Annotated in this window: 14 protein-coding genes; 5 read left to right on the top strand and 9 right to left on the bottom strand. The window is 60.8% G+C overall.

Features of this window, described 5'->3' with window-relative positions; all coding sequences use genetic code 11:
- The first annotated feature begins 92 nt into the window (after positions 1-92).
- Positions 93-1100, top strand: coding sequence for an anthranilate 1,2-dioxygenase electron transfer component AntC (antC, locus tag V6607_RS03700; protein ID WP_134325686.1), 1008 nt, complete (start codon positions 93-95; stop codon positions 1098-1100).
- A 71-nt stretch (positions 1101-1171) separates the two neighbouring features.
- Positions 1172-2572 carry an amino acid permease gene (locus V6607_RS03695; RefSeq protein WP_003212324.1) on the top strand — a complete coding sequence of 467 codons (1401 nt, stop codon included), beginning with the start codon at positions 1172-1174 and terminating at the stop codon, positions 2570-2572.
- 177 nt (positions 2573-2749) lie between these two features.
- Here V6607_RS03695 and kynA read toward each other — a convergent pair whose 3' ends face one another.
- Together kynA and kynB are read right to left on the bottom strand one after the other, a co-directional pair.
- The gene (gene kynA / locus V6607_RS03690; protein ID WP_134325685.1) at positions 2750-3607 is read right to left on the bottom strand and encodes a tryptophan 2,3-dioxygenase; all 858 of its coding nucleotides are present in this window, start codon (positions 3605-3607) and stop codon (positions 2750-2752) included.
- Positions 3604-4254 carry an arylformamidase gene (gene kynB / locus V6607_RS03685; protein ID WP_134325684.1) on the bottom strand — a complete coding sequence of 217 codons (651 nt, stop codon included), beginning with the start codon at positions 4252-4254 and terminating at the stop codon, positions 3604-3606. The genes kynA and kynB overlap by 4 nt, the downstream gene beginning before the upstream one ends.
- A 389-nt stretch (positions 4255-4643) precedes the next feature.
- On the opposite strand from kynB, the gene V6607_RS03680 reads away from it, so the two are divergent.
- The 3 genes from V6607_RS03680 to V6607_RS03670 all read left to right on the top strand — a co-directional run bounded on the left by V6607_RS03680 (position 4644) and on the right by V6607_RS03670 (position 9039).
- Positions 4644-4988, top strand: a complete 345-nt coding sequence (locus tag V6607_RS03680) for a cupin domain-containing protein (RefSeq protein ID WP_003212331.1) — start codon at positions 4644-4646, stop codon at positions 4986-4988.
- 557 nt (positions 4989-5545) lie between these two features.
- Positions 5546-5746, top strand: coding sequence for a hypothetical protein (locus tag V6607_RS03675; RefSeq protein ID WP_003212332.1), 201 nt, complete (start codon positions 5546-5548; stop codon positions 5744-5746).
- A 239-nt stretch (positions 5747-5985) separates the two neighbouring features.
- Positions 5986-9039 carry a UDP-N-acetylmuramoyl-tripeptide--D-alanyl-D-alanine ligase gene (locus V6607_RS03670; RefSeq protein WP_177437390.1) on the top strand — a complete coding sequence of 1018 codons (3054 nt, stop codon included), beginning with the start codon at positions 5986-5988 and terminating at the stop codon, positions 9037-9039.
- On the opposite strand, the gene V6607_RS03665 is transcribed toward V6607_RS03670, so the two are convergent.
- The 7 genes from V6607_RS03665 to V6607_RS03635 form a co-directional block, all read right to left on the bottom strand.
- A complete protein-coding gene (locus V6607_RS03665) occupies positions 9036-9899 on the bottom strand; it encodes an alpha/beta fold hydrolase (protein ID WP_134327627.1) in 864 nt (287 codons plus the stop codon). The two genes, V6607_RS03670 and V6607_RS03665, sit on opposite strands and share 4 nt — an antisense overlap.
- A gap of 35 nt (positions 9900-9934) precedes the next feature.
- Positions 9935-11125, bottom strand: coding sequence for an HlyD family efflux transporter periplasmic adaptor subunit (locus tag V6607_RS03660; protein ID WP_087693464.1), 1191 nt, complete (start codon positions 11123-11125; stop codon positions 9935-9937).
- Positions 11126-11151: 26 nt separating this feature from the next.
- Complete coding sequence (locus V6607_RS03655) at positions 11152-13335, bottom strand: type I secretion system permease/ATPase (RefSeq protein WP_134325682.1); 2184 nt, start codon at positions 13333-13335, stop codon at positions 11152-11154.
- The gene (locus V6607_RS03650; protein WP_173406114.1) at positions 13332-14729 is read right to left on the bottom strand and encodes a TolC family outer membrane protein; all 1398 of its coding nucleotides are present in this window, start codon (positions 14727-14729) and stop codon (positions 13332-13334) included. Before V6607_RS03650 ends, V6607_RS03655 begins: the two co-directional genes overlap by 4 nt.
- 182 nt (positions 14730-14911) lie before the next feature.
- On the bottom strand, positions 14912-20125 hold the full coding sequence (locus tag V6607_RS03645; RefSeq protein WP_338743189.1) for a BapA/Bap/LapF family large adhesin: 5214 nt from the start codon (positions 20123-20125) through the stop codon (positions 14912-14914).
- A gap of 868 nt (positions 20126-20993) precedes the next feature.
- Positions 20994-21881, bottom strand: a complete 888-nt coding sequence (gene mmsB, locus V6607_RS03640; protein WP_003214181.1) for a 3-hydroxyisobutyrate dehydrogenase — start codon at positions 21879-21881, stop codon at positions 20994-20996.
- Positions 21882-21895: 14 nt separating this feature from the next.
- Complete coding sequence (locus V6607_RS03635; RefSeq protein WP_087694896.1) at positions 21896-23413, bottom strand: CoA-acylating methylmalonate-semialdehyde dehydrogenase; 1518 nt, start codon at positions 23411-23413, stop codon at positions 21896-21898.
- Positions 23414-23495: the final 82 nt, after the last annotated feature.

Raw genomic sequence — 23495 nt, 5'->3', positions numbered from 1 at the left:
TTTTTGGGGCTGCTGCGCAGCCCAGCGGGAGCAAGCTCCCTCGCCACAGGTAAATCGCAGGCATAGAAAATCAAACTCGCGGAGTTCTGCGAATGAATCACAAAGTGGCCTTCAGTTTTGCCGACGGCAAGACCCTGTTTTTCCCGGTGGGCGCCAATGAGATCCTGTTGGATGCAGCCTTGCGCAACGGCATCAAGATCCCGCTCGACTGCCGCGAAGGCGTATGCGGCACCTGCCAGGGCCGCTGCGAGTCCGGCGATTTCACTCAGGACTACGTAGACGAGGAAGCCCTCTCCAGCCTCGACCTGCAACAACGCAAAATGCTCAGCTGCCAGACCCGGGTCCAATCCGACGCGGCGTTTTATTTCGATTTTGATTCCAGCCTGTGCAACGCGCCGGGGCCAGTACAAATCCGCAGTACGGTGAGCCAAGTGCAACAGGTCTCGGCCAGCACCGCGATCCTGCACCTGCAGCTTGAAGCACCATTGGATTTCCTGCCGGGCCAGTACGCCCGCCTGTCGATTCCCGGCACCGACAGTTGGCGCTCCTACTCTTTCGCCAACCGCCCGGGCAATCAGTTGCAGTTCCTGATCCGCCTGCTGCCCGATGGCGTGATGAGCAACTACATTCGCGAACGCTGCCAGGTCGGTGATGAGTTGCTGCTGGAAGCGCCATTGGGTGCCTTCTACCTTCGGCATGTCACCCGACCGCTGGTGTTGGTGGCCGGTGGCACCGGCTTATCGGCGCTGCTGGGCATGCTTGACGACCTGGCCGCCAGCACCTGCCAACAGCCGGTGCACCTGTATTACGGCGTGCGGGGTGCGGCCGATTTATGCGAGGCAACACGCATAAAAGCCTACGCCGATACAATCCCGGGGTTTCGCTACACCGAGGTACTCAGCGACCCACCTTCGGACTGGGCCGGCAAACGCGGCTACCTCACCGAGCATTTCGACCTGGCCGAATTGCGGGATCAATCGGCAGATATGTACGTCTGCGGCCCCCCTCCGATGGTCGAATCCATCAAACAATGGCTGCTGGATCAGGCACTTGATGGCGTTCAGCTGTATTACGAAAAGTTTACCGAGAGTAATATCTGACCCCTCAGCGGTATGAGGGGCTGGTTCGGTGTGCGATCAACCCTGAAAAAAACAAGTAGAAGGGAATGTTAATGGCGGATGACATGGTTAACCCGGTGGGCCTCAAGCGTGGCCTGAAGAACCGGCATATTCAGCTGATTGCCTTGGGAGGGGCGATCGGGACCGGGCTGTTCCTCGGCTCGGCGGGCGTGCTCAAGTCGGCGGGGCCGTCGATGATCCTGGGCTATGCGGTAGCCGGGTTCATCGCGTTCCTGATCATGCGCCAGCTGGGCGAAATGATCGTCGAGGAACCGGTGGCCGGCTCCTTCAGCCACTTCGCCCACAAGTACTGGGGCGGTTACGCAGGCTTCCTCGCCGGCTGGAACTACTGGGTACTCTACGTGCTGGTGGGCATGGCCGAGCTGACAGCGGTGGGCAAGTACATCCAGTTCTGGTGGCCGGAAATTCCGACCTGGGTCAGTGCGGTGGTGTTCTTTGTGCTGGTCAACCTGATCAACACCCTCAACGTGAAGTTCTTCGGTGAGACCGAGTTCTGGTTCGCGATCATCAAGGTGGTGGCGATTGTCGGCATGATCGTGCTCGGCTGCTACCTGCTGTTCAGCGGCACCGGTGGCCCGCAGGCCTCGGTGAGCAACCTGTGGAGCCACGGCGGGTTCTTCCCGAATGGCGGCATGGGGCTGTTGATGTCCATGGCGTTCATCATGTTCTCGTTCGGCGGCCTGGAGTTGGTGGGCATTACCGCCGCCGAAGCCAGCGAACCCCGCAAGGTAATCCCGAAGGCGATCAACCAGGTGGTGTACCGGATCCTGATTTTCTACGTCGGCGCCCTTACCGTGCTGCTGTCGTTGTACCCATGGGATCAACTGCTGCAAACCCTCGGCGCGTCGGGCGATGCCTACAGCGGCAGTCCGTTCGTGCAGATCTTTTCCTTGATCGGTAACGACACCGCCGCCCACATCCTCAACTTCGTGGTCCTGACCGCGGCACTGTCCGTCTACAACAGCGGCGTGTACTGCAACAGCCGCATGCTGTTCGGCCTGGCCGAGCAAGGCGATGCGCCGAAAGCGCTGATGAAGTTGAACAAGCAAGGCGTGCCGCTGCGTGCCCTGGGCATCTCGGCCCTGGTGACGCTGCTATGTGTGGTGATCAACTACGTCGCGCCGCATGACGCACTGGAGCTGTTGTTTGCGCTGGTGGTTGCCTCGTTGATGATCAACTGGGCGCTGATCAGCCTGACCCACATCAAGTTCCGCAAGGCCATGGGCGAGCAAGGCGTGGTGCCGTCGTTCAAGACCTTCTGGTTCCCGTTCAGCAACTACCTGTGCCTGGCGTTCATGCTGATGATCATCTGCGTGATGCTGGCGATTCCGGGTGTGCGGGCGTCGGTGTATGCGATTCCGGTCTGGGTCGGGATCATCTATGTGGCGTACCGGTTGCGGTTGAACAACGCGAAGGCAGTAACAGCGCAATAACCCATGTGGGAGCGGGCTTGTGTGGGAGCGGGCTTGCTCGCGAAGGCGTCGTGTCAGTCACCTGATGTATTGACTGACACACCGCTTTCGCGAGCAAGCCCGCTCCCACATTTTGATCGTATTCCAAATGAAAAGCCCCGGTACTGATGAGTACCGGGGCTTTTTGTTGGGCCTTGATTACAGCGTGGAACGCACTCGCCACAGCTCGGGGAACAATACGGTGTCGAGCATCTTGCGCAGGTAACCCACGCCTTCGGTGCCGCCCGTACCAGGCTGGAAGCCAATGATCCGCTCCACCGTGGTGACATGGCGGAAGCGCCATTGGCGGAACGAATCCTCCAGGTCGATAAACTTTTCGGCCAATTGGTACAGGTCCCAATACCGGCTCGGATCGCGATAAACCTCGCGCCACGCCGCCTCCACGGAATCATCGTGAACCGTTGGCGTCGTCGGGTCGCGTTCGGCGCGCTTGGGGTCGATCGCCAGCCCGGCCTTGGTCATCAGGTTGATCGCCTCGTCATACAGCGATGGCGTGGCAATCGCCACCTGCAGCTCCTTCAACAACTCCGGCCGGTGGGCATGAGGCCGCAACAGCGCCGCGCTTTTATTGCCGAGGATGAATTCGATTTCCCGGTACTGGAACGACTGGAAACCCGACGACTGCCCCAGGTACGGGCGGATCGCCTTGTACTCCGACGGCGTCATGGTCGCCAGTACCGCCCAGGCGTGCACCAACTGGTCAAAGATCCGCGACACCCGCGCCAGCATCTTGAACGCCGGCGGCAGCTCACCCAGGCGCACGTGTTCGCGGGCGGCCTTGAGTTCGTGGAGCATCAACTTCATCCACAGCTCCGAGGTCTGGTGCTGGATGATGAACAGCATCTCGTTGTGGTCCGGCGACAGCGGGTGCTGGGCGCTGAGCACTTTGCCCAGGTCCAGGTAGTCGCCGTAGCTCATGGACTCGGAAAAATTCAGCTCGGCGTTATGCCATTCTTCCGGCGGCTGGTAGTCAGGGGAGAAAGGACACTGGCTCATCGCGTGGGCTCCTTGAGCGGGCGGAGAATGGCTCGTACCGGGCTGGCATCGAGGTTGGCAAAACGCAGCGGCAGCGCGATCAACTCGTAATCGCCCTCCGGCACGTCGTCGAGGACGATGCCTTCGAGAATCGCCATGCCATGCCGGGCGACGGCGTTGTGGGAGTCCATGGTCTTGGACTGCTGCGGGTCCAGGGACGGTGTGTCGATACCGATCAGGCGCACACCGAGGCTGAACAGCAACTCGACCGTTTGCGGGGCGACGGCGGTGAAATTCGAATCCCAGGCATCCACCGGCGCCTGTTGATAAGTGCGCAACAGTACACGCTCCGGCAGGTTTTCCAGCCGGCCTTCCAACTGATGCGGCTGCACCAGCGCGCCGCTGCCCAGGCAATGCAGCACCCGGCACGGGCCCATGTACACATCCAGAGACACTTCGCCAATCGGCGCGCCGTCCGCGCTGTAGTGCAACGGCGCGTCCACATGGGCGCCGGTGTGGGGCGACAGGGTGATGCGTCCGACATTCACCGGGCACTCGGGGCCGAACTGCCAGACCCGCTCTTCCTGAAACGGCGTATCACCCGGCCAGGTCGGGGTCGCGGTGCTCAAGGGCGGGCTGATGTCCCACCACGTTTTTATTGGATTCATTTCAAGGCTCTCGGTCGTTACTGGGGTGAATGATACGAGGGCCGGCTGTAAATATTCTTGCGAATTCCAGCGCAAAGCAGGAAATCTTTCGCACTTACTGCGAGGAAATGGCTGATTGGCGCACAGATATTTCGTACCAACTCAATCCTTCAAACAACAAATATCCCCTGTGGGAGCCGGGCTTGCCCGCGATGAGGTCGGCACAGCGTGCCCTTCCATCGCCTGACACTCCGCCATCGCGGGCAAGCCCGGCTCCCACAGGGGTTGGCGGTGACTCACGGATGTGCAAATGACTGCGCTTCTGGGCATCCCGATGTCGAGTCCAGACCACTGGCGGGCCGCCCAAGGCGATAGGGTTCGGACTTCCCTTCCACTGCCTCGGAATCATCATGTCCAAGCCAATCACCGTACTGCGCGACACCCATCCACTGCCGGTGCTGGACGCCTGCAAATGGGAAAAACTCGAAGGCGACCCGCACACCGTCAACCTAAACGCCTACACCAGCGAGGACGGCAGCAAGATCATGGGCACCTGGATCTGCACCCCGGGCAAATGGCGGGTGGAGTATGTGAAGTGGGAATACTGTCACTTCCAGGAAGGCTACTGCGTGATCACCCCGGACGGCCTGGAGCCGATCCATTTGCGGGCTGGGGATATCTTTGTGGTGGAGCCGGGGATGAAGGGGACGTGGGAAGTGGTCGAGACGGTGCGTAAGTATTTTGTGTTTGCCTGACCCCACCTCCTGGAAAGGGGTCGCCCTGGCCCCTTTTACCTCAACGACGACCGTCGCGCCCTTCTGATAAAAGCAGCACCTCCCTGCCCCTCTTCCAATAACAGTCGCTGTTATTCGTGACAACAACCCTTGATATTCGAAAACAATCAATTAGTATTTTGTGACAGAATATTGTGAGCGCCAAGTTCTTGAAAAAATCTCATGACGTAATGCGCAAAATACACAATCAAACTCACCAAACAGTACAACCACTACTTTAGTTATAGATAAGATTGACTTTTGACACCCCCTACACTTTGAGATAGCTTTCTTGCAACCGGTCTATACTCGAATCTCATAGCATTATAACCCGATGATAATAAGAGGTACGGAGAAGGTGCAGAACTTCACATAATCGCAACCTTCACTGCACATTGATGGAAAACGCGCAGCGATTTGAATTAGACTCCAATGAATCAGTTGATTACCCCATTGGTTTGTTCTAAGGACTCCACACGTCTTCCAGCACTTACTGCACGCGGCAGTCGAGACCGCGCTTTTGTAAAAGGATCAAGAAAATGCCTGAAAAAACAACACGTCTGACCATTCTCATCGACTTCCCGACCAAGCAGCGTCTGGAGTCGCTGTCCGAGGAAGTTGACCTTACTATTTCTCAGGTTATTCGCAAGCTGATTCGTGACCACCTCCAGCAATACGAGAGCCAAGTCCCGCCCTCCGTGCTGGAGCCGGAGAAAGAGGATTCATCGCTCTGCTCTTGATATATAAGCCTGGATAATTTGCCTTTATAAAACTGTGCGGCATAACTTTCTGCTTATTTATCAGCTGGCGCGCAGTTTAATCATGAACACTGCGCGCCACCCCTCTCCAAGTTAAAAACTGGTGATTAACTATGCCTGTGAAACAGCAATGGCTTGCTTGTTATGCTCATCTAAGCAAAGAAATGAATGGGCCTGCTGTATCATCAGACACCGCGCAGCCCTGTACCTTGTTTTTCTCCATGAGCGACGGCACCCAGCGCGCGCATGTTTTTCATATCACGGCAGATAACTTCGAAGCCGCCTGGCAAACCGGTGTGCAGCGCTTGCAGGGAGCCTACGAACGAGACCGTGCGCAGTCAGGCAACATCGTCGAACGTTCATGGATACGCGTCGAATGCGCGATCAACGTAACCGCCATCACCTGGGCCGAACTCAATGCGCGCTTCAAGCGCCACAAGCGTAATTACTTCCGGCGCGGCATCGCCTTCGATGCGGCGCTGCACATCGCGATCACCGAACAGGAACTGAACGCCAACGCGATCCTGTATGGCGGCAACGCTATCAATCACGCGAGCTTCAATGCCGGCAATTTTTCGGTGTACGCCAGGCGCCGTTTTACCGGGCTCAATACAGCCGACCTGATCGCCACACTTGAACCCGAGACCCCCGTGTTCCTGTTCGACACCAAGGGCGTTTTTTGTGCCGAAGACGGCGTGCCCCACCCGCTGAACCCTGGCCCGACAGAAACCGGCTGGCGCACCCTCGCAGCGCTGGAGCCCGGCATGGTAAAGGCGAGCATCATCAGCGCCGCAAGCTACCTGAGCACTCAGGTGCAGGGCAGCGGCCAGTTCGTCTACGGCTACTTCCCGTGCTTTGACCGGGCGATAAAAAACTACAACACCCTGCGCCACGCCAGTACCACCTATTCGATGATCGAGGCCTGGGCACTGACCGGCGACGAGGCGCTTAAATCCGCCATCGACCGCTCGCTGGCCTACCTTACCCAGGAACTGATCAAGTCCTACGTGCTGCCCGACGGCAGTGTGGCGGCGTATCTGCTGGACACCGGTGACGAGATCAAACTGGGCGGCAATGCCGTGTGTTTGTTGGCGCTGGTCAAATACAGCGAAGTCACCGGCACCCGCCACTACCTACCCGTGCTGGAAGCCCTGGCCAATGGCATGGCCTGGATGCAGGACGCGACCACCGGCGCCTTCGTGCACGTCTTGCATGGCCGTGACCTTACCGTCAAAGAGGCGTTCCGGATCATCTACTACGACGGCGAGGCCGCGTTCGGGTTGATCCGCCTCTACGGCCTCACCGGCGATGAGCGCTGGTTAACCGTGGTGGAAAAAGCCTTCGACTACTTCATCGAAAAACAGCACTGGCGCGAGCACGATCACTGGCTCAGCTATTGCGTGAACGAACTGACCCGCTACCGACCTGACGAAAAGTATTTCCGCTTCGGCCTGAATAACGTCGCCGGTTATCTGGGGTTCGTGCAACAGCGCATCACCACCTTTCCGACGCTACTGGAATTGATGATGGCTGCGCAGCAGATGCTCGAACGCATCGCCCAGCAAGCGCAATTGCGCCACCTGCTCACCGAGATCGACCTGCACGCGTTTTACCGCGCCCTGCATCATCGTGCGCGCTATCTGTTCAACGGGTATTTCTGGCCGGAAACGGCGATGTATTTCGCCAATCCTGCGCGCATTGCCGGTTCGTTTTTTATCCGTCACCACGCGTTCAGGGTGCGCATCGACGACGTGGAGCATTACCTCTCGGGGCTGATTGCCTACCACCGCTACCTGCTCGACGGCGCGCCGCAAGTGAGCCTGGCCCAGGACGCAGCACCCCTCGGCTGGGTCTGGGACGCCAACACCCTGGCTCGGGTGACACACGGCACCTGGGCCAAACAGCCACCACCCGGTTGGTACACGTCGGGTTTGACGCCGTCCATGCAGTTTTTCAAACCCCAGCGCATGCTCAATCGGCACCCCAGCAAGGTGGGACCGAACGAAGTGCAGTCGGCGCTGCGCTGGGCCCAGGCCATTCCTGAGCGACGCCCCTCGGCGTTCTTGTGTGTAGACCCGACGCCCTACCTGGACAGCGGCCTGCCGGTGTTACAGGTCGCCGATACCAGCGAGGCCATGCTGCAAATGGGTCGATACGCCAGGCAGCGATTCACTGGCCAGGTATTCGGCGTCACCGGCAGCTTCGGTAAAACCACCGTGGTCGCCATGCTCGGCCACGCCCTGAAACACTGGGGCGAAGTGGGCCACACCGAGGCCAACGCCAACCTGCCCCATGGGATCGCCTGGAACCTGGCGAGCATGCCCCGGCCGGCCAAATTCTGGGTATTGGAAATGGCCGTGGGCCGCATGCCGATTAACTCGGAGCTGGTGCGCCCACACATTGCTATCGTGACCGGGCTGGCTCCTGCGCACCTGGAATACCATGGCACCCTGGAAAACCTGGCGCGTAAAAAGAGCGCGATCTTCCGCTCGATGGCACCGGGTGGGCACGCGGTGCTGTGCCGCGATATGCCGCACTACGAGGTGTTCGCCCAGGCCGCCGAAGTCGCGCGCTTGCACGTGACCAGCTATGGCGAACACGCTGATGCCGATGTGCGCCTGCTCGACGTGTGCAGCGAGGCCGACCGGGTCTACGTCACCGCGCAACGTGACACGCAACGGCTGGATTTCAGCCTGAGTGCTCGCGGCCGACACATGGTGCTCAACGCACTGGGGGTGCTGGCGTCGCTGTTCGCCGCGGGGCTTGACGCCGACCAGGCACTGGAAGTGCTGACCGGCTTCCAACCGGTGGAAGGTCGCGGCAATATCCGCTCGATCAAATGCACCGACGGGCATTTCCAGCTGATCAACGATGCGTACAACGCCAACCCCGGCTCGATGGCTGCGGCCTTGCGCTCGATGGCCGACCTGCCCGTGGCCTCGCGGCACCGGGTAGTAGTGTTGGGCGACATGCTGGAGCTGGGCCCCGACGCCCAGCGCTACCACCTGGAACTGGCTGACTCGCTGCGCGCGGCGGCGCCCCGGCATTTGGTGCTGTGCGGGCCGCTGATGCGTGAGGTGTACCGGGTGCTGCGCAGTGAGCTGTCAGTGCAGTGGTTCGAGGATGCCACGGCATTAGGCCAGGCGTTGGCGCGCCACCCCGGCCAGTGGTTCCAGGCGGGGGATTGGGTACTGGTGAAAAGCTCCGGTGGTACCGGGTTGTCGCAGATCTGTGATTGGCTGAACACGACCGAACAGGCGGTGCCGGCGGGTTAGCCCGCGCAGCCCGCTGCTGTCTTCAGGCCAATGTCATTGCGCAGTTGGTGAAACATCGCAGGCACACCCTGCGCCTTGACCAACTGCGCCTGATGCCCGGCGCGAATCAACGCCCGGTAAAAACGCTCCTGCAACACAAATGGGGTTACCTGGTCATCCACGCTGCCAATCACGAACAACTGCCGCGCAGGCGCAACGGCAATGCCGGCCAGGTGCTCCAGGGGATCGTAGGGGTGCAATAAACCATTGGTGTCGCGTCCCGGACGCGAAGGCAGGCCTTTGCTTTGACGCAACATCTGCGCGCGCTGCACCAGGGCAAACGCGCCGGAAGTCATCACTGCACACTTCACATCGGTACGCCCCAAGGTCAACAACGCCGCGGCCACCGTGGCGCCGCCGCTGTGCCCCAGCAACACAAACTGCCCGATGCCGTAACGCTTGCGCAGCTCGTTGAGCGCAGCGTCCAGCACAATGAATTCCCGCGCCTGGCGCCGCTGCCCATGGTTGCCGCTGGAACCGTAGGTGCCAGGTCGCGCCACAATCACCACCGGTACGCCCGCACGCCGGCTCAGGGCCTTGGCCTGCCTGGCCTTGGCGGCCAGGGTATTGCCACGGATCGACTCGGGCGAGCGGTGCATTTCCACGTTGCGGTCGCCATGAAACATCACGATCACCACGGGCGCACGGCTCAGCACCGCCCCGGAAAAATAGCGAATGCACTCATCGCCCCCGGCCAACTCGACCCAGAGTGCAGAGTCGACCTGGTTGCAGGTCGACTGGTCGGCCGGGGTGTTCCAAAGCAATGGTGTCGACCCCTCACTCAGGGCCCACGCGCCCGGCACGCCGGCCCACAACAGCATCCACCACAACGCAAACCTGGCCACAGCCACCTCGCCTAACGCTCGCGCAAGGCCTCCCGCGCACGGTTCATGGGCTTGATCAAATAGTCGAGCACGGTTTTCTGGCCGGTCTTGATATCCACCGAGGCAATCATCCCAGGCACAATCGAAAACGACTTGCCGGCCTTGTTTTTCAAGGTGTCAGCGTCGGTGCGGATGAACACTCGGTAGTAAAAAACTTCTGGCTTGACCTCGTCCTGGATAGTGTCCGGAGAAATGGTCACGACCTTGCCGTCCATGCCGCCATAAATGGCGTAGTCGTAGGCGGTGATCTTGACCTTGGCCACCTGGTCGGGATGGATAAAGGCGATGTCTCGCGGGGAGATACGCGCCTCGATCAACAACTGCTCATCCAGGGGCACAATCTGCATCAGGCGCCCGTTGGGCGGGATAACCCCGCCGATGGTGGTGACCTCGATCCCCTTGACGATACCGCGCACCGGCGAGCGCAGGGTCAGGCGGGTCACCGAGTCGGAGCGCCCGCGCATGACTGACGACAGCGTCTCGACGTCGGCATTGACCTTCGCCAGGTCCTCACCGGCCCGCACCATATACTCGGAGCGGGCCTGGGTCAGTTTCAACTCCAGCTCGGCCTTTTGGCGCTTGAGGCGCAACACCTCAACGTTGCTGGCGGCGCCGACCTTGGCCAGGTTTTCGGTGATTTCCAGCTCGCTACGCACCAGCCCGAGCGACGATCGCACGCCGGCCAACGATTCTTCGAGGCCCTTGCGCCGAGTGTTGAACAGGTCGGTTTCGGCGCGCACCAGTGCGGGGTAACGCTCAAGTTCCGGGGGGAACAGTAACGGTTTGCCGTCTACCTCGGCCTGCAAACGCGCGACGCTGGCCAGCGATGCCCGGTACTTGGCGGCACTTTCATCAAAGTTGGATTCGGTCTTGGTCGGGTCAAGCCTGGCCAACGTCTGGCCATTTTTGACGATATCGCCCTCCCCCACATTCAACTCCGTGACGATGCCGCCTTCCAGCGACTGGATGATTTGCTCACGCGAGGTCGGGATGACTTTGCCGCTGCCCGTCGAGACTTCGTCCACTTCAAAAAAGTAGGCCCAGGCACCAAATGCAATCAGCATGACAAACACCCAGCCCACCACGCGCGTGGCGCGCACCACGGTGCGTTCATCCACGCCGTCGTGGGTATGCCGGGCGCCTTCGTCTTCGGTGGCGAGCAGGGGTATGGTTTTCGGCGTAGGGCTTTTCACTGGGTTTTCCCCTTCGGTTTGGACAGGCGCGCAATCGCGTTGGCTTTGCTGTCATCGACGATGATCTGGCCGTTGTCGACCACGATCACCCGATTCACCAGGCTCAATACACTCATGCGGTGCGTGGCGATAATCAGCGTGCGATGGGCCGCCCAGCGGTCGAGGTTGCGGATCAACTGGCGCTCGGTCGCTTCATCCAGGGACGCGGTGGGCTCGTCGAGCAACACGATATGCGGTTGGCGAATCATCAGCCGCGACAGCAGCAGCGACTGACGCTGCCCGCCCGACAGGCCCAGGCCACCTTCCAGGATCATGTGGTCCAGGCCGTCGGCGAACTTGCCGATGAAGTCGCCCGCACCGGTCAGCGCCAGGGCCTGGAGGATTTCCTGATCGCTGGCATGCGGCGCCCCCATGATCAGGTTGTCGCGCAGCGTGCCGTGGAACAGCCGCGAGTTTTGTGTCATCAGCCCCACGTCACGGCGCACGTCGGCGGGGTCGATGTGGCTGAGGGCAACGCTATCCAGGCTGATGGTGCCAGCCTTGAGGTCGAGCATCCCGGCCAATGCCTGCAACAGCGTGGATTTACCCGCGCCGTTACGCCCCAGAATCGCGATGCGCTCGCCCGGCTGGATCTTCAGGTCGGCCACACGCAGCGCCGGTACGGGGGCATCGTCGGAATACTGGAACGTGGCCTGGCTCAGCGCGTATTGGCCTTTGATCACCGGCAGGTGCACGCGCTTGCTGCCCTCGGGATGGTCCACCGGCAATTCCATGATCCGGTTCAGGCCTTGCAGCGCAACCTTGGCCTGCTGCCAGCGCGTCAGCACCTGGGTGATCTGGGACATCGGCGCCATCATCCGCGACGCCAGGATCGACGCCGCGACAAGGCTACCGGTGGTCATGTCGCTGGCCATGACCATCGGCGCACCGAACACCACCACCACGGCAAACACCGAGCCCTGCACATTGTTGCTCCAGGCCACCAGTTTGTTGGTGAGCAGGCGCAGGCGCAGGCTGGCGTCGCCGCAGGTGGCGTTGTAGTGATTCCATTGTTGCTGGAAGCGCTGTTCGGCCTGCAACGCCTTGATGTCGTCCAGGCCTTGTATGGTCTCCACCAGCATGGCGCTGCGCAACGAGCTTTCACGCATCGACTCATTCGCCAGTGCCGCGAGTTTTTTCTGCGCCAACAGCCCGGGCACTATCAGGAACAGCACAGCCACCATTGGCACCGCCACCAGCGGGCCGGCGATCAACCAGTAGATCACCAGAAACAGCAGGAAGAACGGCAGATCGGCCAGCGCCGTGGCGGTGCTGGAGGTGATCAGCTCACGCAGTTGTTCCAGTTCCTTGAGCTGCGAAATGAACGAGCCGGTGGACTTCGGCCGGGCGCTGTTACGCAAGCGAATGGCATGCCCGAACACCAGGTCGGAAACGCGCAGATCCGCGCGTTTGCCGAGCATGTCGGTGATGCGCACACGGGTGATGCGCATGATGAAATCAAACACCAACGCCAGCATCACCCCGCCAAACAGCACATACAGGGTGGGCATGGATTCGGCCGGGATCACCCGGTCGTACACCTGCATCGAAAACAGTACCCCGGCCAACCCCAGCACGCTGGTGACCAGCGAAGCGAGCATCACATAGCCATAGGGCCGCAGGTCGCGCAGCACGATGTTTTTGAACCACGCCTTCTCATAAGGCTTGATGTAGTCGTCGACACGCCGGTCACGCACTGCCGCCATGGGTCGCAGAATCACGCTCTTGCGCGCTTGCTCCAACAGGTCCTGGCGGGTGAGCCGGCTTTGCAGGCCGCCGTCGCCGCTGTAGGCGATGCCCAGGTTGTCGCCGTCGCCGAGGGTTTCGAGCACACCCACCTGGCCGTCGGCAAATTGCAGCACCACCGGTAATTGGCGCTGCATCAGCGTGGTTTCGCTGAAGTCGGCAATCACGCAGTTCAACCCCGCCTGGCGGGCCATCTGCCGTACCACCTCTTCCACCGAAGCGCCTTCGGTCCATTGTGCAGCGATGCGCACGCTTTGGGCCGAGCATTCCAGGCGGTAATGCCGGGCCACGCTCAGGACGGCCTCCAGCCACACTTCATAATCCACTGCGGGCGCCGGGTTCAGCGGTGTTTGTACTGCGTTGGTTTCGTCCGCAAGCATCACAGCATCATTCATGGCCGAATCTCCACACCTTGCAGGGTGCTGTTGTCCAGGTGGAACGCCGTGCGCAATGCGCCCGTGTTGTAGAGGCAATCGATTTTCAGGCGGCGCAGGTCAGCGGCGGTGTTTTCCCGGTCCATGCGTGCCTGGTGAATTTCCTGCTCGGCATTCAGCAGGTCGAGCAACGGCCGTGTGCCCAGTTCGAGGTACTGCTGGCGATACAGGTCGCGGGTTTCGGAGATGCTGCGCTCACGAAAATCCAGGGTGGATAACCGCTGGCTGAGGCTTGAGATTTGATCCCGCGCTTCCAGCAACCCCTGGCGAACCGCAAGGCGCGCGGCGTCGTTGGCGGCATCGGCGGAACGCAGGGCCTGTTGCGCGGCGGATTTGCGGGCGGTGATTGCGCCACCCTGGTACAGCGGCATTTTCACGTTGAGAAATACGCCATAACGGGTACGGTCGCGGCCGCCGGGGACGTTGCTGTCGTCGTTGTTGTCCAGGTAGTGCGTGATGGACGGGTCCAGCGACACGGTCGGCAACGCCTCGGCACGGGCTTGTGCAATCAGCGCCAGCGCATCGACACGCTGCGCCTGGGCGATCAGCAGGGTCGGCGTGACTGCCGTATCGGGTACCACGCCCACGCAGGATTGCTCCAGGCTTGCCGGAAAACCATTCGCCACGCTCACTGGCGCCTGCGACCCAAGCAGGCTGCTCAACGTGCTGCGCCAGCGATTGAATTGCGCGGTGAATTGCAGTTGCGTCGCCACCGAGGCCTCGACCCGCGAGCGGGCCTGGATCAGGTCCGAACGGGTGCTGGCGCCCATGTCGCTGCGCTTTTTGGCCAGCTCTGCAATCGCCGAAATGCCGTCGATTTGCTCGCGAGCCAGTTGCACCAGCAACTGCGAGCGCTGCAGTTCGATCACGGCGAACGAGGTATCGCGCGCCACCTGATCGATCGACAGCAATACCGACGCCTGGCTGGCACTGACCCGTGCCAGCGCACTGTCGACAGAACTTGAGACCTTGCCGAAGTCGTAGAGCATCTGCGACGCCGACAACGAAAACGCACGGCTCTGGCCGTTGCCCCTCAGGCCGCTGTCGTAGCCGGAGTTGAAGCCACCGCTGACTTGCGGGTAATAACCGGAACGGGCGATGTTCACGTTCTCGTTTTGTTGGTACAGCTGGCCGATCGCCTCGGAAATTGCCGGGTGCCATTCCACCGCCAGTTGAATGGCGCGTGTCAGGTCAAGGTTGCTCGGTATGACGTGCTCGGGTGCCACCGGTGCGCTGACGCCCGTTGGCCCGCCGGGTAAATGTGTGCCCAGGTTGCTCGGGCTGATGATGTTGACGCGTTCTTCATCGTCGATATACGACGCTGCCATGACCGGCGCACGCTCGGGCGCGATCATTGCGACTGCCAGAATTACGGCAGACAGCTGCTTGGCCAAACTCTTTTGCCTCACTGCTAGTCACCTGACTGTTGTCAAACCTGATGAGTACAACAACGGACCGTGACTGACGTCACGGCCCATCGCTGCATTACCGTTGGTAGGGAAAACCGGGCCTTGCGGCCCGGCCGGCAGGGGTGGCGTTACACCACGCTGATGCCGCTCTGTACCCAGAGCTGATGGGTTTCATCTTCCGGACTGGTGTAGATCACGTACTCAAGACCGTTCTCTACCTGGGTCGCACCGGCGCTCCAGTCACCTGTCAGGTGCACGCTGTCCTGATCGTCGCCCTGGATCATCAAGCGATCCGACTCAGGCCCGGTGATGGACACCAGGTCTTCGAGGCTCAGGGTCAGGTCGACGGCGCTGACATCGTTCAGGTCGATGCTGTGCACCCCGCTGACTGTGCCAATCAGGTCGGTGAGGTTGATGGCTGCATCGCCGCCTTCCCACAACAACCCGTCTGCACCCCCGCCAGCATCGACATGGGTGAAGTCGGTGTCGTCGGCCACCACGGCATCGTGGTGATCGCCGTCAACGTTGGCGCCGTCATCCGCCGCCTGGTCCACCGCACTGTGGGCAGCGGCAATGCCGGCACCTTCAGTGGCTGGCGCACCCGGGTTGGCGTCGTCCCAGACCAGGTCGCGATCCGGCGAGTCGATGCGCACGTAGAGGTCGGCGGTGTCTTCCTGGCCGGTTGGCGTGGTGAGCTTGTAGGTGAATTTATCCACCTGGCCAATCTCGTCCAGCGTCAGCCCGGCATGCGGGGTGTAGACGTACTTACCATCGGCAAACACGGTCAATGTGCCGTGGTCACCGTTGATTTTCGTCCCCGTTTGCCCAGGAATCACATAGACCCCGTTGACCAGCACACTGAGTACCGTCAGCGGCGAACCGAGGACATCCGGCCCGGACAAGCTGTCGGACAGCAGGTTGCCAGTCGCATTGCTCATTGCACCGGTCACGAACTCCGTGAGGGAGGTGGTAGTGAGCTTCTGCGCAATGTGCAGCGCACTCAGCGACAGCACGGCACCGGTCGTCCCGGTCACGCGATAGGTCCCGGCATCCAACCCTTGGAACGTGTGGTTCGCCTGGGTAGTGGTCTGCTGCGTGACCCATTCGTTACCGATGAACTTCTGCAGATTGACGGTCGTGCCTGGCAACAACGCAATGCCGGTGACGGTGACGTTGATCGCAAGCTCTGCGGTCGTGCCCGTGGCAACGTTGATCGCTGCACCCGTACCCGAACTGCTGCCGAGCAGTGCCAGGTTGTAGCTCAGGGTCGCCAGGTCGGCCTGGGTGACCAGGTTGACGATGTCGATCTGTGCCGAACCCAGGTCATCATTGGCAACCGTGTTGATCACGCCGGGCGCAGATGGATCGGTAGCGCTCCAGTCCACGTTGACACTCGGGCTGTCGATACGCACATACAAGGTTGCCGAGGCCGAAGCACCGGCACCATTGACCAGGTGATACTCGAAGGCATCCACCTTGCCGATGCTGGCGACATCGCCGTTCGGGGTGTACTTGTACTCGCCGTTGGCGAAGATGGTCAGCTGACCATATTGACCCTGCAGCACCGTGCCGGTGGTGGCGTCGGCATCGACGAATTCGCCGTTGACCTCGACCTGCACCTTCACTGGCCCGCCGGTTCCCGGTTCATCCGGTTTACCGCCAATGCCCGGGTCGGTGATGACGTTGCCGGTGACATCCGGCCCTGCTTCCCCGGTGAAGTCGGTGAGGCTGTCATTGGTGACGCTCAACTTGGCCGTGGCCCCTGCACCAACGCTGACCAGGTTGGGGTCGAGCTTGAGGGTAAAGCGATACTGCCCGGCTTCCAGGCCTTCGATTTTGGCGCTGGAGCTTTGTCCGAACAGTCCCAACAGGTCGAGCAAGCCCGAACCGTTGCTGCCTTGTTGCACCGGCAACCATCCACCGGCACCGTCGCTCACTTCCAGCGTGGCAGTGAAGCCACCGCCCAACAGCGAGACCAGGTCGGCCTGGGCAAACTGCAGGTTCAGCGTTCCGCTGGAACCCTCGGCAACCGAGAACTCCTGCTGCTTGGTGTGATCGCCCAGAATGATGCCGCCGACGCCCAACAGGGTGAACACGCGCATATCGGCCAGGCCGGTGTTGGATGTTACGGGTTTGATGGTTACTTCGCCGGTGGCGAGGTCGTCGAAGGCTTCGAGGTCGGCGTCGGCGTCGGCGTCCGCATCCGCATCCGCATCAGCGTCAGCGTCAGCATCGGCATCGGCATCGGCATCGGCATCGGCGTCAGCATCGGCGTCAGCATCCGCATCCGCATCCGCGTCGGCATCGGCATCGGCATCGGCATCGGCATCAGCATCGGCGTCCGCATCAGCATCGGCATCGGCATCAGCGTCGGCGTCGCCGTCGGCATCAGCGTCAGCGTCAGCGTCAGCGTCGGCATCAGCATCAGCGTCAGCGTCGGCATCCGCGTCGGCATCCGCATCCGCATCCGCATCCGCATCAGCGTCAGCGTCAGCGTCCGCATCGGCATCGGCATCGGCATCCGCGTCAGCATCCGCATCAGCGTCAGCGTCAGCGTCAGCGTCGGCATCAGCATCGGCGTCGGCATCAGCGTCAGCGTCAGCGTCAGCGTCGGCATCAGCATCGGCGTCCGCATCAGCATCGGCATCGGCATCAGCATCAGCATCAGCATCAGCGTCAGCGTCAGCGTCAGCGTCAGCGTCAGCGTCAGCGTCAGCATCAGCATCAGCATCAGCATCAGCATCAGCGTCAGCGTCAGCGTCAGCGTCAGCGTCAGCGTCAGCGTCAGCGTCGGCATCAGCATCGGCGTCCGCATCAGCATCAGCATCCGCGTCAGCATCAGCATCAGCGTCAGCGTCGGCATCGGCATCGGCATCAGCATCAGCGTCAGCGTCAGCGTCAGCATCAGCATCAGCGTCAGCATCAGCATCAGCATCAGCATCAGCATCGGCATCGGCATCGGCATCGGCATCGGCATCGGCGTCCGCATCAGCATCAGCGTCGGCATCCGCATCCGCATCCGCGTCCGCGTCAGCATCAGCATCGGCATCCGCGTCAGCATCGGCATCCGCATCCGCATCAGCGTCAGCGTCAGCGTCAGCGTCAGCGTCCGCATCGGCGTCGGCGTCGGCGTCGGCATCAGCATCAGCATCGGCGTCGGCGTCGGCATCCGCATCAGCATCAGCATCAGCATCAGCATCAGCATCCGCATCAGCATCCGCATCAGCGTCCGCATCGGCGTCGGCGTCGGCATCAGCATCAGCATCAGCATCAGCATCAGCATCAGCATCAGCATCAGCATCCGCGTCAGCATCGGCGTCCGCATCAGCATCAGCATCCGCATCAGCGTCCGCATCGGCATCAGCGTCGGCGTCGGCGTCGGCATCCGCATCAGCATCAGCATCAGCATCAGCATCAGCATCAGCATCCGCGTCAGCATCGGCGTCCGCATCAGCATCAGCATCCGCATCAGCGTCCGCATCGGCATCAGCGTCGGCGTCGGCGTCGGCGTCGGCGTCGGCATCAGCATCCGCGTCAGCATCGGCGTCCGCATCAGCATCAGCGTCGGCATCCGCATCCGCATCCGCATCAGCGTCCGTATCATCAATATCAACAGCGATCACAGAAGCCGGAACAGACTCGTTGCCTGCTGCATCGGTCAATGTAACAGCCAGTGTTTCGCCGTTAACCTGAAGCGGATCCAGGGTGACTTGAAAATTACCGTCGTCGCCGACCGTGCCAGTGCCGATCACGTTGCCATCGGCGTCTTTCACGGTAACGGTCGCGCGCGGTTCGCCCTTGCCGGTGACGGTGCTGCCATCTTCGCCAACCACCAGGTTGGTTGGGGCATCCGGGGCGATGGTGTCCCCCGCGATGACGATGCCTGGCAGGGATTCCTTGCCCGAGAAGTTGCGCAGGAACACGCGTAGCCGCTCGCCATTGATGTGCAGCGAGTTCAGTTGCACCAGGAATGTGCCGTCATCTGCCACTGTTCCGCTGCCGACCACTTCACCAGCATCGTTGAGGACGATGACTTTGTGGGCCGCGGCGCCTTCACCGCTGAGCGTGTCACCCACGTCACTGATTGCCAGGTTGCGCGGCGCAAGCGGTGTCTCAATATCGGCGACAACCAGCGCACCCGGAGCCGACTCATTGCCGGCAGCGTCTTTGAGCGTGATCGCCAGGCTTTCGCCTTCGGGCGCGGGTGTGTCGAGCGAAACCTGGAAATTGCCATCCGCGCCGACGGTGCCCGTACCGATCACGTTGCCGCTGGCATCCTTGATGCTCACGGCAGCGTTCGGTTCACCTTTACCGCTGACAGTTGCGCCATCGGCACTGATCACCAGGTTGGTCGGCGCATCCGGGGCGGTGCTGTCGCCAGCCACCACGGGGCTGGCGGACGATTCATTGCCGGCAGCATCCTTGAGGGTGACTTGCAGGGTTTCGCCATTGGTTTGCGCAGTTCCCAGGGTGACCTGGAAGTTGCCTTCAGCATCCACGGTGCCGGTGCCGAGGACCTCGCCATTGGCATCCTTGATGATCACGGTCGAATTAGGCTCGCCCTTACCGCTGACGGTTGTACCGTCTGCACTGACGGCCAAACCGTTCGGTGCGGCGGGGGCGGTTGTATCACCCGCTACCACAGACGCAGGTTGCGATTCCTGACCCGCTGCATCCTTGAGGACGACTTGCAGGGTTTCGCCATTGGTTTGCGGCTTGTCCAGGTTGACCTGGAAGTTGCCGTCGGTACCCACAGTGCCTGTGCCCAGTACGTTACCGGCGGCATCCTTGACGGTGACTGTGGTGCCAGGCTGACCTTTACCGCTGACCACCGTGCCCGCGCTGTTGACCGATAAACCGGTCGCAGCACCGGGTGCAGGAACTGGCGTTTGATGATGATGGCCACCACCACCGCCACCACCGCTCAATGCCGCGGCGGTACCGCCGACGGCGAGGATGCCCAAGCCCCACAGCACCCAGTCCGGCACCGCACTGTCAGCGGCAATGGCTGCCACACCCAGGTCGTCCAGGGTCGAGATTTCGGTGAAGTTGAAACCCGAATACGGCGTGGAATAGTTGCCGAGCAACAATGTTCCGTCGGCATTTTCCAGTACCAGTTGGTTAGCGGAGCCGTCGGCTCCCACCACAAAAAAGTTCTGAATGGTGATGGTTTCTCCAGACTTTAGAGTGACCACCAGGTTTTGGCCGGACTGTTGAAACGATTGAACGCTTTCTTGTCCGAACGGCAGTTTTACAATGCTGGTTCCCTTGAGGCTGGCGTTGCCAAAGGCATGCTCTGTCGCCGTCCCCGTTGCCTTGTCGACAATAGTTATGTTTTTCATCTCTCACCCGTTTTTTATATGGACACACGTATTTCAGCGCGAGCGAATGCCCACGACGGTAGTTACCGCCGAGCACGAAACTCTTTTTGCGTTTATATAGGACTGGTCAGGATTTACAGCGATCAACCGACGCCGGTTTCTTCACGACATTGCAGACCCACACGCGTGCGCTTGCAACACGCTGACACCGAATGAGGTGGCACATCCTTGGCGTCAGAATAAGCCTGCCCGGGCCTTGGGCTGGACTGCATCGCAGCCCAGAGGTCGAGCAACCGGGAGAGGTGGCGGGCCAGGATGCGGGCTTTTTCAAGTTCCAGGGCGGCCTCGTTCGATGAGGCCGATAGCCCTGGGAAACCCGATGTACGCATCCATTCGCTAGCCATCTCTGACACACCTGCACAACTTTGAAAGTACAACGCTTCGGCGGAAGTTATCGAGACGCAGCAGCCATGACAACGCTCGCAAAACCGATACTAGCGAGGCAATAGTCAACATCAAAGAGAAATGTAAACACGCAATAAACATGGGTGTTTAATGAGGGAAGCCACGACAAACCGAACACACATAACCGAGAAATAAATTATAACGGCATGATAATCGAGCGCCCCATGGACACTCACCAAATGAATAACCCATGATCAAAAACATGATATTTCAGCGTCACACCTGAAACTTGTAAAAGTTTATTTCACAACTATAACAATGCAAAAAAACCTTATCCCTAGGCATTAGTCGATAAGTAATACCGCCCTCCCACAAACGTCGCGAAGGGGTTTATTCAGGCCAAAAAAAAGCACCAGTAGTGAGCTGGTGCTGGAAGGTCTACGCAGTAAAAATCAGGGGCCCACAGTGAAGAAGGACAATTGCCCTACTTTGGTTTTCGATAGCTGTTGATGATCGCCGAGAAGTCCTTGCCCCCTTCCCCACGTTGGCTCATCGATTGATACAACTGCTGCGCCACTGCGCCGAGGATCACCGGCTGGTGTGCCTGGCGGGCCGCTTCAGTGGCCAGTCCCAGATCCTTGAGCATCAGTTCTGCACCAAACCCACCGGTATAACCCCGGGACGACGGCGCCGTCTCGATAATCCCGGGCCATGGGTTGTAGGTGTCCGAACTCCAGCAGCGCCCGGTGGAGCTGTTGATGATTCCCGCCAACACTTGGGTGTCGATGCCCAGCGCATCGCCCAGGGCCATGGCTTCGCTGACGCCGACCATGGTGATACCCAGCAGCAGGTTGTTGCAGATCTTGGCGATTTGCCCGGTGCCGACTTCGCCGCAATGGACGATGTTGCGGCCCATCTGCGCCAGCACCGGTTGCAGGGTGGCGAACAGTTCCGGGGTGGCGCCGACCATGAAGGTCAACGTCCCGGCCTGGGCACCGCCGGTGCCGCCGGACACTGGAGCATCCGCCATCACCACGCCTTGTTTCGCTGCCGCCGCCGCTACATCGCGGGCGGTCTGCGGGTCGATGGTGCTGCAATCCACCGCCGGCACGCCTTTGCCGATGCCGGCGAGCACGCCGTCTTCACCGAGCCACACACTGCGCACATGGGCCGCAGCCGGGAGCATGGTCACCACCAACTCGGCGCCTTCGGCTGCCGCGCGCGGTGAAGCGCTGATGGTGCCGCCCAGTTCCGCCAGTTCCTTGAGCACGGTCTGGTTCAGGTCGAACAGGTTCAGCGCATGGCCAGCCTTGATCAGGTTGCGCGCCATCGGCGCGCCCATGTTGCCCAGGCCGATAAATGCAATCTTCATGGTCGTCTCCTCGATCAGCGCAGGTTGATGGTGGTGTTGACGCCATCGTTGACGCTGTCGTCGTCGAACCAGCGGCTGGTGACGGTTTTGGTCTGGGTGTAGAACTGCACCACTTGCTTGCCGTACGGGCCCAGGTCGCCGAGTTTCGAACCACGGGAACCGGTGAAGCTGAAGAACGGAACCGGCACGGGGATCGGGATGTTGATGCCGACCTGGCCCACATCGATTTCGCTCTGGAATTTACGCGCTGCCGCGCCGCTCTGGGTGAACAGGCCGGTGCCGTTGCCGAACGGGTTGGCGTTGACCAGGGCGATGGCTTGGTCGAGGGTGTCGACTTCCAGCACCACCAGCACCGGGCCGAAGATTTCCTGGGTGTAGATCTGCATGTCGGTGGTCACGCCGGAGAACAACGTCGGGCCGACGAAATTGCCGTCCTCGAAGCCCGGCACCTTGATGCCGCGGCCATCCAGCTCCAGCTTGGCACCTTCTTTTACGCCGCTTTCGATCAGGTCGAGAATGCGTGCCTTGGCGCGCTTGGAGATTACCGGACCCACATCGGTACCGGCTTCGCTGCCGGCGTTCACCTTGAGCTTTTGCGCCAGGGCCTTGAGGTCCGGCAGCCATTGCTTGGCCGCGCCTACCAGCACCACCACGGAAGTTGCCATGCAACGCTGACCCGCCGCACCGAAACCGGCACCGACCAGGGCGTTCAGGGTTTGTTCGCGATTGGCATCCGGCAGCACCACGGCGTGGTTCTTGGCGCCCATCATCGATTGCACGCGCTTGCCGTGTTTACCGGCGAGGTCGTAGACGTGAGTCCCCACGGCGGTCGAACCGACGAAGGACACGGCCTTGATATCTTTGTGGGTGCACAGCGCATCCACCACGTCCTTGCCGCCGTGAACCACGTTCAGCACACCGGCTGGCACCCCGGCTTCCAGCGCCAGTTCAACCAGCAGCAGGGTCGACAGCGGGTCCTGTTCCGATGGCTTGAGTACGAACGTGTTACCGCAGGCAATGGCCATCGGGAACATCCACAGCGGAATCATCGCCGGGAAGTTGAACGGGGTGATGCCGGCGCACACGCCGATCGGCTGGCGTAGGGTGTAGGTGTCCACACCGCCGGCGACGTTTTCAGCGAATTCGCCCATCTGCAGGGTGCCGATGGAGCACGCGTGCTCGACCACTTCCAGGCCACGGAAAATGTCGCCTTCAGCGTCGGCAATGGTCTTGCCCTGCTCGGTACTCAGGACCACGGCGATGCGCTTGGAGTGCTCGCGGATCAAGGCTTGCAGCTTGAGCATGATGCGCATGCGTGCACCGATCGGCGTCAGCTTCCAGGTCTGGAAGGCGCGATGGGCGGCGTCGATGGCAGCGTTGACTTCTTCAGGGGTGGAAAACGGTACGCGGGCCAGCACTTGCTGGGTAGCGGGGTTGACGATGTCTTGCCATTCGGTGGTCCTGGATTCGACCCACTCGCCGTTGATCAGCAGCTTGACCTGTTTTACGGAAATATCGGCAGATGCGTTCATGTGGTCTCCAATTCTTGTAGGTATGCAGAGAACCAAGGCGTTGAATCGCCTTGAGGATGAGGCGTTCGGACTGTTTTTGGAG

It is taken from the genome of Pseudomonas sp. KK18 (assembly GCF_037094675.1).
Taxonomy (GTDB): Bacteria; Pseudomonadota; Gammaproteobacteria; order Pseudomonadales; family Pseudomonadaceae; genus Aquipseudomonas.
This window is presented reverse-complemented; position numbering and strand designations above follow the sequence as displayed.

What these genes read in the sequence shown, in the direction of transcription:
- kynB (WP_134325684.1), bottom strand. Translation starts at nt 4,254, where the DNA reads ATGAATCCAATAAAAACGTGGTGGGACATCAGCCCGCCCTTGAGCACC.
- V6607_RS03670 (WP_177437390.1), top strand. Translation starts at nt 5,986, where the DNA reads ATGAGCGACGGCACCCAGCGCGCGCATGTTTTTCATATCACGGCAGAT.
- antC (WP_134325686.1), top strand. Translation starts at nt 93, where the DNA reads ATGAATCACAAAGTGGCCTTCAGTTTTGCCGACGGCAAGACCCTGTTT.
- V6607_RS03680 (WP_003212331.1), top strand. Translation starts at nt 4,644, where the DNA reads ATGTCCAAGCCAATCACCGTACTGCGCGACACCCATCCACTGCCGGTG.
- V6607_RS03665 (WP_134327627.1), bottom strand. Translation starts at nt 9,899, where the DNA reads ATGCTGTTGTGGGCCGGCGTGCCGGGCGCGTGGGCCCTGAGTGAGGGG.
- V6607_RS03650 (WP_173406114.1), bottom strand. Translation starts at nt 14,729, where the DNA reads ATGATCGCGCCCGAGCGTGCGCCGGTCATGGCAGCGTCGTATATCGAC.
- V6607_RS03695 (WP_003212324.1), top strand. Translation starts at nt 1,172, where the DNA reads ATGGCGGATGACATGGTTAACCCGGTGGGCCTCAAGCGTGGCCTGAAG.
- mmsB (WP_003214181.1), bottom strand. Translation starts at nt 21,881, where the DNA reads ATGAAGATTGCATTTATCGGCCTGGGCAACATGGGCGCGCCGATGGCG.
- V6607_RS03655 (WP_134325682.1), bottom strand. Translation starts at nt 13,335, where the DNA reads ATGAATGATGCTGTGATGCTTGCGGACGAAACCAACGCAGTACAAACA.
- V6607_RS03635 (WP_087694896.1), bottom strand. Translation starts at nt 23,413, where the DNA reads ATGAACGCATCTGCCGATATTTCCGTAAAACAGGTCAAGCTGCTGATC.
- V6607_RS03645 (WP_338743189.1), bottom strand. Translation starts at nt 20,125, where the DNA reads ATGAAAAACATAACTATTGTCGACAAGGCAACGGGGACGGCGACAGAG.
- kynA (WP_134325685.1), bottom strand. Translation starts at nt 3,607, where the DNA reads ATGAGCCAGTGTCCTTTCTCCCCTGACTACCAGCCGCCGGAAGAATGG.
- V6607_RS03675 (WP_003212332.1), top strand. Translation starts at nt 5,546, where the DNA reads ATGCCTGAAAAAACAACACGTCTGACCATTCTCATCGACTTCCCGACC.